At 67.5% G+C, this 16542-nt stretch carries 18 protein-coding genes; all 18 read left to right on the forward strand.

The window, feature by feature from the left end:
- The first annotated feature begins 41 nt into the window (after positions 1–41).
- Positions 42–1148 (forward strand): LCP family protein, encoded by a 1107-nt coding sequence (locus tag OG735_RS29115; RefSeq protein WP_327326100.1) that lies wholly within the window; start codon positions 42–44, stop codon positions 1146–1148.
- 138 nt (positions 1149–1286) lie between these two features.
- Positions 1287–1511: a 50S ribosomal protein L31 gene (gene rpmE / locus OG735_RS29120; protein ID WP_215092884.1), complete on the forward strand. Its 225-nt coding sequence runs from the start codon at positions 1287–1289 to the stop codon at positions 1509–1511.
- 104 nt (positions 1512–1615) lie between these two features.
- Positions 1616–2695 carry a peptide chain release factor 1 gene (prfA, locus tag OG735_RS29125; protein ID WP_327326101.1) on the forward strand — a complete coding sequence of 360 codons (1080 nt, stop codon included), beginning with the start codon at positions 1616–1618 and terminating at the stop codon, positions 2693–2695.
- A 34-nt stretch (positions 2696–2729) separates the two neighbouring features.
- Positions 2730–3611 carry a peptide chain release factor N(5)-glutamine methyltransferase gene (gene prmC / locus OG735_RS29130; RefSeq protein ID WP_327326102.1) on the forward strand — a complete coding sequence of 294 codons (882 nt, stop codon included), beginning with the start codon at positions 2730–2732 and terminating at the stop codon, positions 3609–3611.
- A 56-nt stretch (positions 3612–3667) separates the two neighbouring features.
- The gene (locus tag OG735_RS29135; protein ID WP_327326104.1) at positions 3668–4315 is read left to right on the forward strand and encodes an L-threonylcarbamoyladenylate synthase; all 648 of its coding nucleotides are present in this window, start codon (positions 3668–3670) and stop codon (positions 4313–4315) included.
- Positions 4312–4959 (forward strand): arsenate reductase/protein-tyrosine-phosphatase family protein, encoded by a 648-nt coding sequence (locus OG735_RS29140; RefSeq protein ID WP_327326105.1) that lies wholly within the window; start codon positions 4312–4314, stop codon positions 4957–4959. The genes OG735_RS29135 and OG735_RS29140 overlap by 4 nt, the downstream gene beginning before the upstream one ends.
- Before the next feature lie 103 nt (positions 4960–5062).
- Entirely contained in the window at positions 5063–6334 is a 1272-nt protein-coding gene (glyA, locus tag OG735_RS29145) for a serine hydroxymethyltransferase (protein ID WP_327326106.1), read from the forward strand.
- Between the two features lie 106 nt (positions 6335–6440).
- A complete protein-coding gene (locus OG735_RS29150) occupies positions 6441–7793 on the forward strand; it encodes an MraY family glycosyltransferase (RefSeq protein WP_327326107.1) in 1353 nt (450 codons plus the stop codon).
- Between the two features lie 264 nt (positions 7794–8057).
- Positions 8058–8495 (forward strand): hypothetical protein, encoded by a 438-nt coding sequence (locus tag OG735_RS29155; protein WP_327326108.1) that lies wholly within the window; start codon positions 8058–8060, stop codon positions 8493–8495.
- Between the two features lie 210 nt (positions 8496–8705).
- Positions 8706–9548 (forward strand): F0F1 ATP synthase subunit A, encoded by an 843-nt coding sequence (gene atpB / locus OG735_RS29160; protein WP_327328497.1) that lies wholly within the window; start codon positions 8706–8708, stop codon positions 9546–9548.
- A 68-nt stretch (positions 9549–9616) separates the two neighbouring features.
- Positions 9617–9868 (forward strand): F0F1 ATP synthase subunit C, encoded by a 252-nt coding sequence (locus tag OG735_RS29165; RefSeq protein WP_324976791.1) that lies wholly within the window; start codon positions 9617–9619, stop codon positions 9866–9868.
- Positions 9869–9905: 37 nt separating this feature from the next.
- Entirely contained in the window at positions 9906–10460 is a 555-nt protein-coding gene (locus tag OG735_RS29170) for a F0F1 ATP synthase subunit B (protein ID WP_327326109.1), read from the forward strand.
- Positions 10457–11272: a F0F1 ATP synthase subunit delta gene (locus tag OG735_RS29175; RefSeq protein ID WP_327326110.1), complete on the forward strand. Its 816-nt coding sequence runs from the start codon at positions 10457–10459 to the stop codon at positions 11270–11272. Before OG735_RS29170 ends, OG735_RS29175 begins: the two co-directional genes overlap by 4 nt.
- Before the next feature lie 140 nt (positions 11273–11412).
- A complete protein-coding gene (atpA, locus tag OG735_RS29180; RefSeq protein WP_327326111.1) occupies positions 11413–13002 on the forward strand; it encodes a F0F1 ATP synthase subunit alpha in 1590 nt (529 codons plus the stop codon).
- A 20-nt stretch (positions 13003–13022) separates the two neighbouring features.
- Positions 13023–13940, forward strand: a complete 918-nt coding sequence (locus OG735_RS29185; RefSeq protein ID WP_327326112.1) for a F0F1 ATP synthase subunit gamma — start codon at positions 13023–13025, stop codon at positions 13938–13940.
- Complete coding sequence (gene atpD / locus OG735_RS29190) at positions 13941–15392, forward strand: F0F1 ATP synthase subunit beta (RefSeq protein WP_327326113.1); 1452 nt, start codon at positions 13941–13943, stop codon at positions 15390–15392.
- Positions 15393–15503: 111 nt separating this feature from the next.
- Positions 15504–15878: a F0F1 ATP synthase subunit epsilon gene (locus tag OG735_RS29195; RefSeq protein ID WP_327326114.1), complete on the forward strand. Its 375-nt coding sequence runs from the start codon at positions 15504–15506 to the stop codon at positions 15876–15878.
- A gap of 172 nt (positions 15879–16050) precedes the next feature.
- Complete coding sequence (locus tag OG735_RS29200; protein WP_327326115.1) at positions 16051–16497, forward strand: DUF2550 domain-containing protein; 447 nt, start codon at positions 16051–16053, stop codon at positions 16495–16497.
- Positions 16498–16542 lie beyond the last annotated feature (45 nt).

Raw genomic sequence — 16542 nt, forward strand, 5'->3', positions numbered from 1 at the left:
CACGGCAGGGGGTAGCGGGAACAGCGAGAGCCGAGGAGAGCATGGGCGAGCAGAGCAGCACCGGAAGCCGAATACGCAGCCGCGGCAAGCGCCGTAGGCAGCCCAGCAGGGGCCGCCGGGCGATGACCATTGCCGCGTGGTCCGCAGCAGGTCTGGTGCTGGTCGGTGGATCCGGCCTCGGCTACGTCTACTTCAAGCTCAACGGCAACATCAAGGGCGTCGACATCAACGCCGCGCTCGGCACCGACCGCCCCGAGAACGTAGACAACGGCTCCATGGACATTCTGGTCCTGGGCTCCGACTCCCGCTCCGGCGCCAACTCCGAGTACGGCGTCGACGAAGGTGCCGCCCGTTCCGACACCGCGATGATGGTGCACGTCTACGAGGGCCACAAGAAGGCCAGCGTCGTCTCCATCCCGCGCGACACCCTTGTCGACCGACCGCGCTGCGTCGACGCGAAGGGCAGCTCCGTCTCCGGCGAGAAGCGCGCCATGTTCAACACCGCGTACGAGGTCGGCGGCCCGGCCTGCGCGGTGAAGACCCTCGAGAAGATGTCCGGCATCCGCATGGACCACTACATCGAGGTCGACTTCACGGGCTTCAAGAAACTCATCGACAAGCTGGGCGGCGTGGAGATCACCACCACCAAGCCGATCGACGACTCCAAGAGCCATCTGCACCTGAAGCCCGGCACGCACACCCTCAACGGTGAGAAGTCGCTCGGTCTCGTACGGACCCGCAAGAGCGTCGGCGACGGCAGCGACCTCGGCCGAATACAGCTCCAGCAGGCGTTCATGAAGGCGTTCATCAACCAGGTCAAGGACGTCGGCGTCTTCACCAACCCCAAGAAGCTCTTCGACGTCGCCGACACCGCCACCAAGGCGATCACGCCCGATTCCGAGCTCGACTCGGTGCAGGAGCTGATGAGCTTCGCCAAGGGGCTCAGCGGTCTCGGCGCCGAGGACGTGCACATGATCACGATGCCGGTGGAGTACGACCCGGCCGACCCCAACCGCGTGATCCCGATCAAGGCGGCCGCCCGTCAGGTCTGGACGGCGCTCAAGCAGGACGAGCCGATCCCCGCCTCCGCGGTCAAGGACTCCGCCGGCGACAAGGGCGCTGCCGGTTCCCTCGTGCAGAGCCACTGACCCCGGCAGGGAATACCTCCGGCCCGACCCCGGTTTTGGGAGATACGGCCAGTCCTGGCAGACTGGTACGTCGGCCCCGGTTCACGTACGAGCAATCCGCGCGTACGACCCGGTGCCCTCCCGAAACTAGGAGACACCTTGAAGCGCGACATCCACCCCGAGTACGTCGAGACCCAGGTCAGCTGTACCTGTGGCGCGTCGTTCACCACCCGTAGCACCATCGAGTCCGGCACCGTCCGGGCCGAGGTCTGCTCCGAGTGCCACCCGTTCTACACGGGCAAGCAGAAGATCCTCGACACCGGTGGCCGTGTGGCCCGCTTCGAGGCCCGCTTCGGCAAGGCTGCCGGCTCCGCCAAGAAGTAGCGAGCCACTGCGCCGGCCCTTGGCCGCCCCTGCTCGGGGTGGCCGAGGCCGGCGCTTTGTCCGTTCTGAGCAGCCCCCTTCGTGTACAAAACCAGGAGCACCCGATGTTCGAGGCGGTCGAGGAATTGATCGGCGAGCACGCCGATCTCGAGAAGAAGCTCGCCGACCCTTCGGTCCACGCGGACCAGGCGAACGCGCGCAAGCTCAACAAGCGTTACGCCGAGCTGACCCCGATCATCGGCACGTACCGCTCCTGGAAGCAGACCGGGGACGACATCCAGACCGCGCGTGAACTGGGCGCCGACGACCCGGACTTCGCCGCCGAGGTCAAGGTGCTGGAGAAGCAGCGCGAGGAGCTCACCGAGAAGCTGCGGCTGCTGCTCGTACCGCGCGACCCCAGCGACGACAAGGACGTCATCCTCGAGGTCAAGGCCGGCGCGGGCGGCGACGAGTCCGCCCTGTTCGCCGGTGACCTGCTGCGGATGTATCTGCGCTACGCGGAGCGCGTCGGCTGGAAGACCGAGATCATCGACGCCACCGAGTCCGAGCTGGGCGGCTACAAGGACGTCCAGGTCGCGGTGAAGACCAAGGGCGGCCAGGGCGCGACCGAGCCGGGACAGGGCGTCTGGGCGCGGCTGAAGTACGAGGGCGGAGTGCACCGCGTGCAGCGGGTGCCGGCCACCGAGTCCCAGGGCCGTATCCACACCTCCGCGGCAGGCGTCCTGGTGACGCCCGAGGCGGAGGAGATCGACGTCGAGATCCACGCCAACGACCTGCGGATCGACGTCTACCGCTCGTCGGGCCCCGGCGGCCAGTCCGTCAACACCACCGACTCCGCGGTGCGCATCACGCACCTGCCGACCGGCATCGTCGCCTCCTGCCAGAACGAGAAGAGCCAGCTCCAGAACAAGGAGCAGGCGATGCGTATCCTGCGCTCCAGGCTGCTTGCCGCGGCACAGGAGGAGGCGGAGAAGGAGGCCTCGGACGCCCGCCGCAGCCAGGTCCGTACCGTCGACCGCTCCGAGAAGATCCGTACGTACAACTTCCCGGAAAACCGGATCTCCGACCACCGCGTCGGCTTCAAGGCGTACAACTTGGACCAGGTGCTCGACGGGGATCTGGACACCATGATCCAGGCCTGTGTCGACGCCGACTCCGCCGCCAAACTCGCCGCCGCCCAGTAAGCCCAGCACACCGCCCCAGCCCCGGAGGACCAGCGTGCAGCTAACTCCCGGGGGACGACCCCCGTCCCCCCGATCTGTGCTGCTTGCCGAGGTGGCCCAGGCCACCCAGCGGCTGGCCGACGCCGGCGTGCCCTCGCCGCGCTTCGACGCCGAGGAGCTCGCCGCGTTCGTGCATGGCGTGAAGCGGGGAGAGCTGCACAACGTCAAGGACGCGGACTTCGACGCCCGCTACTGGGAGGCGATCGCCCGCCGCGAGGCCCGTGAGCCGCTCCAGCACATCACCGGACGCGCCTTCTTCCGCTTCCTGGAGCTGCAGGTCGGCCCCGGCGTCTTCGTACCGCGCCCGGAGACCGAGTCGGTCGTCGGGTGGGCCATAGACGCCGTACGGGCCATGGATGTCGTCGAGCCGCTCATCGTCGATCTGTGTACGGGCTCCGGGGCCATCGCGCTCGCCATGGCGCAGGAGGTGCCGCGCTCGCGTGTGCACGGAGTGGAGCTCTCCGAGGACGCGCTGCGGTGGACCCGTAAGAACGCCGAGGGCTCACGCGTCACCGTCCACCAGGGCGACGCGCTGAGCGCCCTGCCGGAGCTCGACGGCCAGGTCGACCTGGTCATCTCCAATCCGCCGTACATCCCGCTCACCGAGTGGGAGTATGTCGCGCCCGAGGCCCGTGACCACGACCCGGACATGGCGCTCTTCTCCGGCGAGGACGGCCTGGACACCATCCGCGGTATCGAGCGCACCGCTCACCGGCTGCTGCGGCCCGGCGGCCTGGTGGTCATCGAGCACGCCGACACCCAGGGCGGCCAGGTGCCGTGGATCTTCAACGAGGAGGCCGGCTGGGCGGACGCGGCCGACCACCCCGACCTGAACAGGCGACCGCGCTTCGCGACCGCACGCAAGGCCATGCCGTGACCGGCAATCCTGACCCGCAGCATCATCTCCAGACCCTGTTCGAGGAGGGCCGTTAAATGGCACGGCGATACGACTGCAACGACGCGACCGACCGTACGACTGGTCTGCGTGAAGCCGCGTCGGCCGTCCGCCGCGGCGAGCTGGTCGTGCTGCCCACCGACACCGTGTACGGGATCGGTGCGGACGCCTTCGGCTCCGAGGCAGTCGCCGACCTGCTGGAGGCCAAGGGGCGCGGCCGCAATATGCCCACCCCTGTCCTCATCGGGTCCCCGAACACCCTGCACGGCCTGGTCACCGACTTCTCCGAGCAGGCATGGGAGCTGGTCGACGCCTTCTGGCCGGGCGCGCTGACGCTCGTCGCCAAGCACCAGCCCTCGCTGCAGTGGGACCTGGGCGACACCCGGGGCACCGTAGCGATCCGGATGCCGCTGCACCCGGTCGCGATCGAGCTGCTCACCGAGGTCGGCCCGATGGCCGTCTCCAGCGCCAACCTCACGGGGCATCCTGCGCCGGAAGACTGTGACGCCGCGCAGGAGATGCTGGGCGACTCGGTCTCGGTCTATCTGGACGGTGGCCCGACGCCGGGCATCGTCCCGTCCTCGATCGTCGACGTCACCGGCAAGGTCCCGGTCCTGCTGCGCGCGGGAGCACTCTCGGCGGACGAGCTGCGCAAGGTCGTACCCGACCTCGAGGTGGCCAATTGACCGCCCCTGAGGGGCGTGGCATAGCGGAATCCGTCAGCAACACCACCACTTTCCGCATCCTCCACGTCAGCACCGGCAACGTCTGCCGCTCGCCGATCACCGAGCGGCTGACCCGCCATGCCCTGAGCGACCGCCTCGGCGATCCGCTGACGGGCGGCCTGATCGTGGAGAGCGCCGGCACCTGGGGCCACGAAGGCGCCCCGATGGAGGCCAACGCCGAGATCGTCCTGGCCGACTTCGGCGCGGACGCGACCGGTTTCGTCGGGCGTGAACTCCTCGACGAGCATGTGATCCGCGCCGACCTCGTCCTCACCGCGACGCGCGACCACCGCGCGCAGGTGATCTCGATGGGTCACTCGGCGGGCCTGCGCACCTTCACGCTCAAGGAGTTCACCCGGCTTGTACGGGCGATTGACCCGGCAACGTTGCCGGACCCGCGCGAAGGCGTCGTCGAGCGTGCTCGGGCCCTGGTCAGGGCGGCGGCGGCGCTGCGCGGCTGGCTGCTGGCACCGAGCCCGGACGCCGATGAGGTGTACGACCCGTACGGTGCGCCGATCACGTTCTTCCGCTCGATCGGCGACGAGATCAACCAGGCGCTGGACCCTGTGGTGACGGCTCTGACGGGCGTCTCCGCGCGGCAGTGAGGGCTCGCGGAGACGATCGGCGCGCATCGCGCCTCGCACCGGCCTACATTGGTTTCCACTGGGATTCACCTCGCGAGGACGATCCGTTCAGCTGGAGCCACAGATGCCGGTCACCGCTGCACCAGACGCCGTCCGCATCACCACCCCCGGCGCGGATTTCGACGCCCTGCGCCGGCAGGACCCGCAGATCGCCGAAGTGATCCTGGGGGAGCTGGGGCGGCAGAGCGACAGCCTTCAGCTCATCGCCGCCGAGAACTTCACCTCACCCGCGGTCCTCGCCGCCCTCGGCTCCCCGCTCGCCAACAAGTACGCCGAGGGCTACCCCGGCGCCCGCCACCACGGCGGCTGCGAGCTGGTCGACGCCGCCGAGCGGATCGCCGTCGAGCGCGCCACCGCTCTCTTCGGCGCCGAACACGCCAATGTGCAGCCGCACTCCGGCTCCTCCGCGGTCCTTGCGGCGTACGCGGCGCTGCTCAAGCCCGGTGACACCGTGCTCGCCATGGGACTGTCGTACGGCGGTCATCTCACCCACGGTTCACCCGCGAACTTCTCCGGGCGCTGGTTCGACTTCGTCGGCTACGGCGTCGACGCCGAGACCGGACTGATCGACTACGACCAGGTCCGCGCCCTGGCCCGGCAGCACCGGCCCAAGGCCATCGTCTGCGGCTCGATCTCGTACCCCCGCCATCCCGATTACGAAGCCTTCCGCGAGATCGCGGACGAGGCGGACGCCTATCTGATCGCCGATGCCGCCCACCCCATGGGCCTGATCGCCGGCGGCGCGGCCCCCAGCCCCGTCCCGTACGCCGATGTGGTGTGCGCCACCACCCACAAGGTGCTGCGCGGGCCACGCGGCGGGATGATCCTCTGCGGTTCCGAGCTGGCCGAACGCATCGACCGGGCGGTGTTCCCCTTCACCCAGGGCGGCGCTCAGATGCACACGATCGCCGCCAAGGCTGTCGCTTTCGGTGAGGCGGCGACGCCGGCCTTCGCGGCGTACGCCCACCAGGTGGTCGCCAATGCGCGGGTACTGGCCGACGGGCTCGCGGCGGAAGGCCTGTCCGTGCTGACCGGCGGCACCGACACCCATCTGATCAGCGCGGATCCAGCTCCGTTGGGCGTGGCGGGCAAGGCGGCCCGCAGCCGTCTCGCCGCGGCGGGCATGGTCCTCGACACCTGCGCACTGCCGTACGGGGACGGGCGCGGCATCCGGCTGGGCACCGCTGCCGTCACCACCCAGGGCATGGGCGAGAGCGAGATGGCGCGGATCGCGGCACTCTTCACGGCGGCGATGCGTGAAGACGGCGAGGAGGAGCGGATGGTCCGTACGGAGGTGCGTGAACTGACCGGTAGATTTCCTCCTTATCAGGGGTAGCCGGTGAGTCGTGCAACCATCGCCCGCGCCCGTATGTCCTCAAGCATGTGGCTACCAGAGCTAGGGTGTGGGGCTGAGATGGCCAGCGATTCCTGTGGGGCAGCCCGTGCGTGATTACCTGCTGACGCTCTGTGTCACGGCTGCGGTGACGTATCTGCTGACCGGGCCGGTGCGGAAGTTCGCCATCGCGACCGGTGCGATGCCGGAGATCCGTGCCCGCGACGTACACCGAGAGCCGACACCGCGACTCGGCGGTATCGCCATGTTCTTCGGCCTGTGCGCCGGTCTGCTGGTCGCGGACCATCTGCAGAACCTCAACAGCGTCTTCGAGCTGTCCAATGAACCGCGGGCACTGCTCTCCGGCGCTGCCCTGATCTGGATCATCGGTGTCCTCGACGACAAGTTCGAGATCGACGCCCTGATCAAGCTGGGCGGCCAGATGATCGCCGCGGGTGTGATGGTGATCCAGGGTCTGACGATCCTGTGGATCCCCGTCCCCGGTGTCGGCACCGTCTCGCTGACCCAGTGGCAGGGCACCCTGCTGACCGTCGCCCTCGTCGTCATCACCATCAACGCGGTGAACTTCGTGGACGGCCTGGACGGCCTCGCCGCCGGCATGGTCTGCATCGCCGCCGCGGCCTTCTTCCTCTACTCGTACCGGATCTGGTTCAGCTACGGCATCGAGGCGGCGGCGCCCGCCAGCCTGTTCACAGCGATCCTGATGGGCATGTGCCTCGGCTTCCTGCCGCACAACATGCACCCGGCGCGCATCTTCATGGGCGACTCCGGATCGATGCTGATCGGCCTGGTGCTCGCGGCGGCCGCGATCTCGGTGACAGGACAGGTGGACCCGGACGCCCTGAAGATCTTCGAGGGCAGCACCCGCCAGGCCACCCACGCGGCGCTGCCGGTCTTCATCCCGCTGCTGCTGCCGCTGACGATCATCGCGATCCCGGTCGCCGACCTGGTGCTCGCGATCGTCCGCCGTACCTGGAACGGACAGTCGCCGTTCGCGGCGGACCGTGGCCATCTGCACCACCGGCTCCTGGAGATCGGACATTCGCACAGCCGAGCAGTCCTGATCATGTACTTCTGGTCGGCACTGATCGCCTTCGGTGTCGTCGCGTACTCGGTGCACTCGGCGTCGATGTGGAGCGTGCTGCTCATTGTGGCGCTGAGCGCGGTAGGCCTTGTGCTTCTGCTGCTGCCGCGCTTCACTCCGCGCGCCCCGCGTTGGGCGGAGGCCTTCGTTCCGCCGCGTTACCGGCGCCGCAAGATGCTTCCCGGGCCTGCGGTCCCCGCGCTCGCGTACGAGTCGGAGTCGGAGTCGGAGTCGTCACAGACGTCGCTGGAGGAGCCCGAGGAGCGGACCCCGGTTCCGGCGGGCGTCAACGGAGCGACTGCTATCGGCCCCCGTTCGCGTTTCCCGGACCGGCGGAAGGCCGGAACGCGCGGGTGACGAGTCGCTGTATGTTCGCCCATTACCAGACATAGCGACCAGTTTTTCTGCACACACGCGCGCACTCACTCTCATGTGTGACAGTCGGCACACCCCTCAGGTAAAGACCTCATCAAATAGTTTGTGATACCGTTCACGAGACCCGGAGACAGAGCCGAAAGACCGTAGTGCGACGGTTCTTTGGCCCCGAGGACCCAACTCGGACCGGGCCTACGCTCGTCCATGACGACACCACTGCCCCCACCAGCAAGCGGAGCTGCCGCCATGCCGTCCAACGACGTCCGGACTCTCCTTCGAGCCGCCGTACCCACCGCTGTCGCCGGCGCTGTTGCCGTCGCGATCAGCGCGGTGGTCGCCGGCGGTAAGGGGGCTGTAGGCGCTGTCGTTGCGACGCTGGTTGTGATCCTGTTCATGGGGATCGGGCTGGTGGTCCTGGAGCGGACGGCCAAGTCGCTTCCGCATCTGTTCCAGGCCATGGGGCTCATGCTCTACGCAGCACAGATTCTGCTGCTGTTCATCTTTGTCGCCGCGTTCAAGAACACCACGTTGTTCAACCCGAAGGCCTTTGCCATCACGCTGGTCGCAGCGACCCTCGTGTGGATCGCCGCGCAGACCCGTGCGCACATGAAGGCCAAAATGCTTTATGTCGAACCGGACTCCTCCGAGGGCAAGAAGCCCGAGAACAAGGGGTCTTCCTCGTGAGGGGTAGGGCCGGTATAAGCGCGCGTTCGCGATCCTGCTATCGTCCGGTGCCAACTGCGGCATTGCGGGCGCGGGCATCTGAGCTGACGCCTGCTCAATCGCGAGGCTCCCTGCCTGCCGGCCGCCCCCACATCCGTAACACCAGTCCAGTGCCGATCAGCGGCTGTGCGCCGCGCCGACACAACGAGGTTGCCGTACCTATGCGCCACGCTGAAGGAGCCCGCGGTGAGTGCTGACCCGACGACGGTGCTCGCCTTCGAGACCGATTGCCACATCTTCCAGAACAGCGGTTGTGGTTTCCCGGCTCCCGGCCTGCACTCGTTCCTGTTCCAGCCCCTCTGGGGCGACGGGGACAGCAACTTGTACTTCAACAAGACGATGCTGTTGGCGCTGCTCGGCTCGGTCATCATCGTCGGCTTCTTCTGGGCGGCCTTCCGTAAGCCGAAGGTTGTTCCCGGCAAGCTTCAGATGGTGGCCGAGGCCGGCTACGACTTCGTACGCCGAGGCGTCGTCTACGAGACGATCGGCAAGCGCGACGGTGAGAAGTACGTCCCGCTGGTGGTCTCCCTGTTCTTCTTCGTCTGGATGATGAACCTCTGGTCCATCATTCCGGTCGCCCAGTTCCCCGTAACGGCGATCATTTCGTACCCGGTCGCGCTCGCCGCGATCGTGTACGTCCTGTGGGTCAGCCTGACCTTCAAGAAGCACGGTTTCGTCGGAGCTTTCAAGAACTTCTCGGGCTACGACAAGAGCCTCGGTCCGGTCCTGCCGCTCTCGATGACCATCGAGCTCTTCTCGAACCTGCTCGTCAGGCCGTTCACGCACGCCGTCCGGCTCTTTGCCAACATGTTCGCGGGCCACACCCTGCTGCTGCTCTTCACGATCGCCAGCTGGTACTTGCTCAACGGCATCGGCATCGCCTACGCAGGTGTGTCGTTCGTGATGGTCATCGTGATGACCGCCTTCGAGCTCTTCATCCAGGCTGTTCAGGCCTATGTGTTCGTCCTGCTGACCTGCAGCTACATCCAGGGCGCTCTCGCCAAGGGCCACTGAGCACCCAACCTCCCGAAGCACCCGGTGGCCAACCCCCACCGGACCAAGAAAGAGAAGGAAGAACCGGCATGTCTGCTCTCCAGACCCTCGCCGCCACCAGCGTCGAAATCAAGGGCAACCTCGGCTCTATCGGTTACGGCCTTGCGGCCATCGGCCCCGGTGTCGGCGTCGGCATCATCTTCGGTAACGGTACCCAGGCTCTCGCCCGTCAGCCCGAGGCCGCCGGTCTGATCCGCCAGAACCAGATCCTCGGCTTCGCCTTCTGTGAGGCGCTCGCCCTGATCGGTCTGGTCATGCCGTTCGTCTACCCGACCTCCTGACCGGTCGCGAACAGCCCATTCGACGGAAGGCACTGACGTGAACCCTCTGGTTCAGCTCGCGGCGGAGGAAGCGGAAAATCCGCTCATCCCGCCGATCCCTGAGCTCGTCATTGGCTTCATCGCCTTTGCCATCGTTTTCGGTTTCCTCGCCAAGAAGCTCCTTCCGACCATCAACAAGGTTCTGGACGAGCGCCGCGAGGCCATCGAAGGCGGTATGGAGAAGGCCGATGCGGCCCAGACCGAGGCCGAGAGCGTGCTTGAGCAGTACAAGGCTCAGCTCGCCGAGGCCCGTCACGAAGCCGCTCGTATGCGCCAGGAGGCGCAGGAGCAGGGCGCCGTGATCCTGCAGGAGATGAGGGCGGAAGGCCAGCGGCAGCGTGAGGAGATCATCGCTGCCGGTCACGCCCAGATCGAGGCCGACCGCAAGGCCGCGGCCGCTGCGCTGCGCCAGGACGTGGGCAAGCTCGCCACCGAACTGGCCGGCAAGATCGTCGGTGAGTCCCTCGAGGACTACACCCGGCAGAGCGGCACCGTCGACCGCTTCCTCGACGCACTCGAGGACAGCGCTTCGAAGGCCGAGGCCACGCGATGAACGGAGCGAGCCGCGAGGCACTGGCTGCCGCACGCGAGTCTCTCGACGCGCTGACCGACAACACGTCGGTCGACGTGGCGAAGCTCGCCGGGGAGCTGGCCGCCGTCACCGCGCTGCTCGACCGTGAGGTGTCGTTGCGTCGGGTCCTGACCGACCCGGCGCAGCCCGGCGAGGCCAAGGCCGAGCTGGTCGGGCGGCTGCTGGGCGGTCAGGTGGGCAGCGAAACCATCGACCTGCTCGCAGGCATGGTCCGTTCCCGCTGGTCGCAGTCGCGCGATCTGGTCGACGCGGTCGAGGAGCTGGCGGCCACCGCCGACCTCACCGCGGCGCAGCGGGCCGGTGCGCTCGACGACGTCGAGGACGAGCTGTTCCGGTTCGGCCGGATCGTCGCCTCCAACGTCGGGCTGCGCTCCGCGCTGACCGACAAGTCGGCGCCGGCGTCCGCCAAGGGCGAGCTGCTGCGCAGCCTGCTCGACGGCAAGGCCAATCCGGCCACCGAGCGGCTGGTCATCCGTCTTGTGACCCAGCCCCGAGGACGTAGCCTGGAAGCTGGACTCGAGTCCCTGTCCAGGCTCGCCGCGGCGCGCCGGGAGCGGATGGTCGCGGTCGTCACCTCGGCGGTGCCGCTGACCGATGAGCAGAAGCAGCGACTCGGCGCCGGTCTGGCTCGGATCTACGGCCGCGAGATGCACCTCAATCTCGACGTGGACCCCGAGGTCATCGGCGGAGTGCAGGTGCGCGTCGGCGACGAGCTGATCAACGGCACCATCGCGGCACGTCTCGACGAGGCGGCCCGCCGCATCGCCGGCTGACCAGCCACCAACTGAACAAGCAGTACGAAGCAGTACGAGCGGCCCGGTTGGGCCGTGCAGAGATTGCAGAAGATTCCTGGGGGTCGGCCCCCAGACCCCCTAAGAAACTTCGGGCCCAACAAGGAGAGCAGGGAACCCAGATGGCGGAGCTCACGATCCGGCCGGAGGAGATCCGGGACGCGCTGGAGAACTTTGTCCAGTCGTACCAGCCGGACGCGGCCTCGCGCGAGGAGGTCGGTACGGTCAGCGTTGCCGGTGACGGCATCGCAAAGGTCGAGGGCCTTCCCTCGGCCATGGCGAACGAGCTGCTGAAGTTCGAGGACGGCACCCTCGGTCTCGCCCTCAACCTCGAGGAGCGCGAGATCGGTGCGATCGTCCTCGGTGAGTTCAGCGGTATCGAGGAGGGCCAGCCGGTGCAGCGCACCGGTGAGGTGCTCTCCGTCGGCGTCGGCGAGGGCTACCTCGGCCGCGTTGTCGACCCGCTCGGCAACCCGATCGACGGCCTCGGCGAGATCGCGACCGACAGTCGCCGCGCCCTCGAGCTGCAGGCTCCGGGCGTCATGGTCCGTAAGTCGGTGCACGAGCCGATGCAGACCGGCTACAAGGCCGTCGACGCCATGGTGCCGATCGGCCGCGGCCAGCGTCAGCTGATCATTGGTGACCGTCAGACCGGCAAGACCGCTCTGGCCGTCGACACGATCATCAACCAGCGCGACAACTGGCGCTCCGGTGACGTGAAGAAGCAGGTGCGCTGCATCTACGTCGCCATCGGCCAGAAGGGCTCCACCATCGCGTCCGTGCGCGGTGCGCTGGAGGAGGCGGGCGCCCTCGAGTACACGACGATCGTCGCGGCTCCGGCGTCCGACCCGGCCGGCTTCAAGTACCTCGCCCCGTACACCGGTTCGGCCATCGGCCAGCACTGGATGTACCAGGGCAAGCACGTCCTGATCATCTTCGATGACCTGTCGAAGCAGGCTGACGCCTACCGCGCCGTGTCGCTGCTGCTGCGCCGTCCGCCGGGCCGCGAGGCCTACCCGGGCGATGTCTTCTACCTGCACTCGCGTCTGCTGGAGCGCTGCGCCAAGCTCTCCGACGACATGGGCGCCGGTTCGATGACGGGTCTGCCGATTGTCGAGACCAAGGCGAACGACGTGTCGGCGTTCATCCCGACCAACGTCATCTCCATCACCGACGGCCAGTGCTTCCTTGAGTCCGACCTGTTCAACGCCGGCCAGCGTCCGGCCCTGAACGTCGGTATCTCGGTCTCCCGTGTCGGTGGCTCCGCGCAGCACAAGGCCATGCGGCAGGTCTCCGGCCGGCTTCGCGTGGACCTCGCCCAGTACCGTGAGCTCGAGGCGTTCGCCTCCTTCGGCTCCGACCTGGACGCGGCTTCCAAGGCCTCGCTGGAGCGCGGTAAGCGCATGGTCGAGCTGCTGAAGCAGAGCCAGTACCAGCCCATGCCCATCGAGGAGCAGGTCGTCTCCGTCTGGGCCGGCACCACCGGCAAGATGGACGAAGTCCCGGTCGCCGACATCCGCCGCTTCGAGAGCGAGCTGCTCGAGTTCCTGCGCCGCGAGCGCAAGGAGCTCCTCACCAGCATCGCCGAGGGCGCCAAGATGTCCGACGACACGCTGCAGTCGATCGCCGACGCCATCACCGCCTTCAAGCAGCAGTTCGAGACCTCGGACGGCAAGCTTCTGGGCGAAGACGCGCCGGTCACGGCCAAGTGACGACGGAAGGGACCTGACTCATGGGAGCCCAGCTCCGGGTCTACAAGCGTCGCATCAAATCCGTCACCGCGACCAAGAAGATCACCAAGGCGATGGAGATGATCGCCGCCTCGCGCATCGTCAAGGCGCAGCGCCAGGTGGCGGCCTCCACGCCGTACGCGACCGAGCTCACCCGCGCGGTCACTGCGGTGGCCACCGGGTCGAACACCAAGCACCCTCTGACCACCGAGGCGGAAGCCCCGAGCCGCGCCGCGGTGCTGCTCATCACGAGCGACCGCGGTCTGGCCGGCGGCTACTCCTCCAACGCCATCAAGGCGGCGGAGCAGCTCACCGAGCGGCTCCGTGGTGAGGGCAAGGAGGTCGACACGTACATCGTCGGCCGCAAGGGTGTCGCCTACTACGGCTTCCGCGAGCGCAAGATCGCGGACTCGTGGAGCGGCTTCACGGACAACCCGACGTACGCGGACGCCAAGAAGGTCGCGGCTCCGCTGATCGCGGCCGTCCAGCAGGACACGGCCGAGGGCGGCGTGGACGAGCTCCACATCGTCTTCACCGAGTTCATCTCGATGCTGACGCAGACGCCGGTACAGAACCGGCTGCTGCCCCTCAGCCTCGAGAAGGCGGCCGAGGAGTCCGGTACCAAGGGCGAAATCCTTCCGCTGTTCGACTTCGAGCCGTCGGCGGAGGACGTCCTCGACGCCCTGCTGCCGCGCTACGTCGAGAGCCGGATCTACAACGCGCTGCTTCAGGCCGCTGCTTCCAAGCACGCTGCCACCCGCCGCGCGATGAAGTCGGCGACCGACAACGCCGGGGAGCTCATCAAGACCCTCTCCCGGCTTGCCAACGCGGCCCGCCAGGCCGAAATCACCCAGGAAATCAGCGAGATCGTCGGTGGCGCCAGCGCCCTGGCCGACGCGACCGCGGGGAGTGACAAGTAAGTGACGACGACTACCGAGAACGAAGTGACGGCCGCCGCCACGGGCCGCGTCGCCCGGGTCATCGGCCCGGTCGTCGACGTGGAGTTCCCCGTCGACGCGATGCCGGAGATCTACAACGCGCTGACCGTTCAGGTCGCCGACCCGGCCGAGGACGGCAAGCTCAAGACGCTGACCCTCGAGGTCGCCCAGCACCTGGGTGACGGCCTGGTCCGCGCGATTTCGATGCAGCCCACCGACGGTCTGGTCCGCCAGGCCACGGTGACGGACACCGGCAACGGCATCACGGTGCCGGTCGGCGAGATCACCAAGGGCAAGGTGTTCAACACCCTCGGTGAGATCCTGAACGTGGACCCGTCCACGGTCGAGGTCACCGAGCGGTGGCCCATCCACCGCAAGGCGCCCTCCTTCGACCAGCTCGAGTCCAAGACCGAGATGTTCGAGACCGGCGTCAAGGTCATCGACCTTCTCACCCCGTACGTCAAGGGTGGAAAGATCGGTCTGTTCGGTGGTGCCGGTGTCGGCAAGACCGTTCTGATCCAGGAAATGATCTACCGCGTCGCCAACAACCACGACGGTGTGTCGGTGTTCGCGGGCGTCGGTGAGCGTACCCGTGAGGGCAACGACCTCATCGAGGAAATGACCGACTCCGGCGTCATCGACAAGACGGCGCTTGTCTTCGGTCAGATGGACGAGCCCCCGGGCACCCGTCTCCGTGTCGCGCTTGCCGGTCTGACCATGGCGGAGTACTTCCGCGATGTGCAGAAGCAGGACGTGCTCTTCTTCATCGACAACATCTTCCGTTACACCCAGGCCGGCTCCGAGGTCTCCACGCTGCTCGGCCGTATGCCGTCCGCGGTGGGTTACCAGCCGAACCTGGCTGACGAGATGGGTCTGCTGCAGGAGCGCATCACGTCGACCCGCGGTCACTCGATCACCTCGATGCAGGCGATCTACGTCCCCGCGGACGACCTGACCGACCCGGCGCCGGCGACCACCTTCGCCCACCTGGACGCGACGACCGTTCTGTCGCGTCCGATCTCGGAGAAGGGCATCTACCCGGCGGTCGACCCGCTGGACTCGACGTCCCGCATCCTGGACCCGCGCTACATCGCGGCGGACCACTACGAGGCCGCCATGCGTGTCAAGGGGATCCTCCAGAAGTACAAGGACCTCCAGGACATCATCGCGATTCTCGGTATCGACGAGCTGGGCGAGGAGGACAAGCTCGTTGTCCACCGTGCCCGTCGCGTCGAGCGCTTCCTGTCGCAGAACACCCACGTCGCCAAGCAGTTCACCGGCGTGGACGGTTCGGACGTGCCGCTCGACGAGTCGATCGCCGCGTTCAACGCGATCTGCGACGGTGAGTACGACCACTTCCCCGAGCAGGCGTTCTTCATGTGCGGTGGCATTGAGGACCTCAAGGCCAACGCCAAGGAGCTCGGCGTCTCCTGAGGCCCGTGACTCCGTGAGAGGGGCGGGTGTGTCCCGCCCCTCTCACAACGCCCACTAGAATTTGACCCAACACCCGGCAGAACCGCCGGGTGGTGACCCGAGGAGCCACCCTTGGCTGCTGAGCTGCATGTCGAGCTGGTCGCCGCGGACCGACAGGTCTGGTCCGGCGAGGCCACCCTGGTCGTCGCGCGCACCACGTCCGGCGACATCGGCGTCATGCCCGGTCACCAGCCGCTGCTCGGTGTGCTGGAATCGGGCCCGGTGACCATTCGTACGAGCGAAGGCGGGACCGTCATCGCTGCTGTCCACGGCGGATTCATCTCCTTCGCGGACAACAAGCTCTCTCTGCTGGCGGAGATCGTCGAGCTGGCGGACGAGATCGACGCACAGCGCGCCGAGCGTGCGCTGGAGCGTGCCAAGTCGGACGAGGACGATGCCGCAGAGCGGCGCGCCGATGTCCGTCTGCGCGCGGTGGCGGTGCACTAGGCATCCCGCCGACAGTCCCTTCGGGGGTCCGGGGGTCGCTCCCCGGACAGACACACTCGCGTCAGCCGCGGCCCGGCCTGGAACTCTCCAGGGCGTGTCGCGGCTGAGGCAGATGCAGGTGAAGGTACGAGCGGTATTCCCGTTACTGGACGATGCGAGGAGGTCGGTGGAGATGTTCCTCGCTCTTCTTGTGGGCGGCCTGGTCGTCGCACTGGTGGTGATCGGGCTTTTCGTCTTCGGACTGCGCCGGCGGCTGATCCAGCGCTCCGGCGGTACCTTCGACTGCAGCCTTCGCTGGAACGTCCCGGAGGAGACCGATGGCTCCGGCAAGGGATGGGTCTACGGCGTCGCCCGCTACAGCGGTGACCGGATCATGTGGTTCCGGGTCTTCTCGTACGCCCCACGCCCGCGCCGCTTCCTGGAGCGCTCGGCCATCGAGGTCGTCGCGCGCCGTAAGCCCGAGGGCGAGGAGGAGCTGGCGCTGCTGTCCGACGCGGTCGTGCTCGGCTGTCACCACCGCGGGACACGCCTGGAGCTGGCGATGAGTGAGGACGCGCTCACCGGATTCCTCGCCTGGCTGGAGGCGGCTCCGCCCGGCCAGCGCGTCAACGTGGCCTGAGGGTGTGACAAAGCCCGGGAGAGCAGGTCTCCCGGGCTTCGCTGT

The organism is Streptomyces sp. NBC_01210 (assembly GCF_036010325.1).
Classification (GTDB): domain Bacteria; phylum Actinomycetota; class Actinomycetes; order Streptomycetales; family Streptomycetaceae; genus Streptomyces.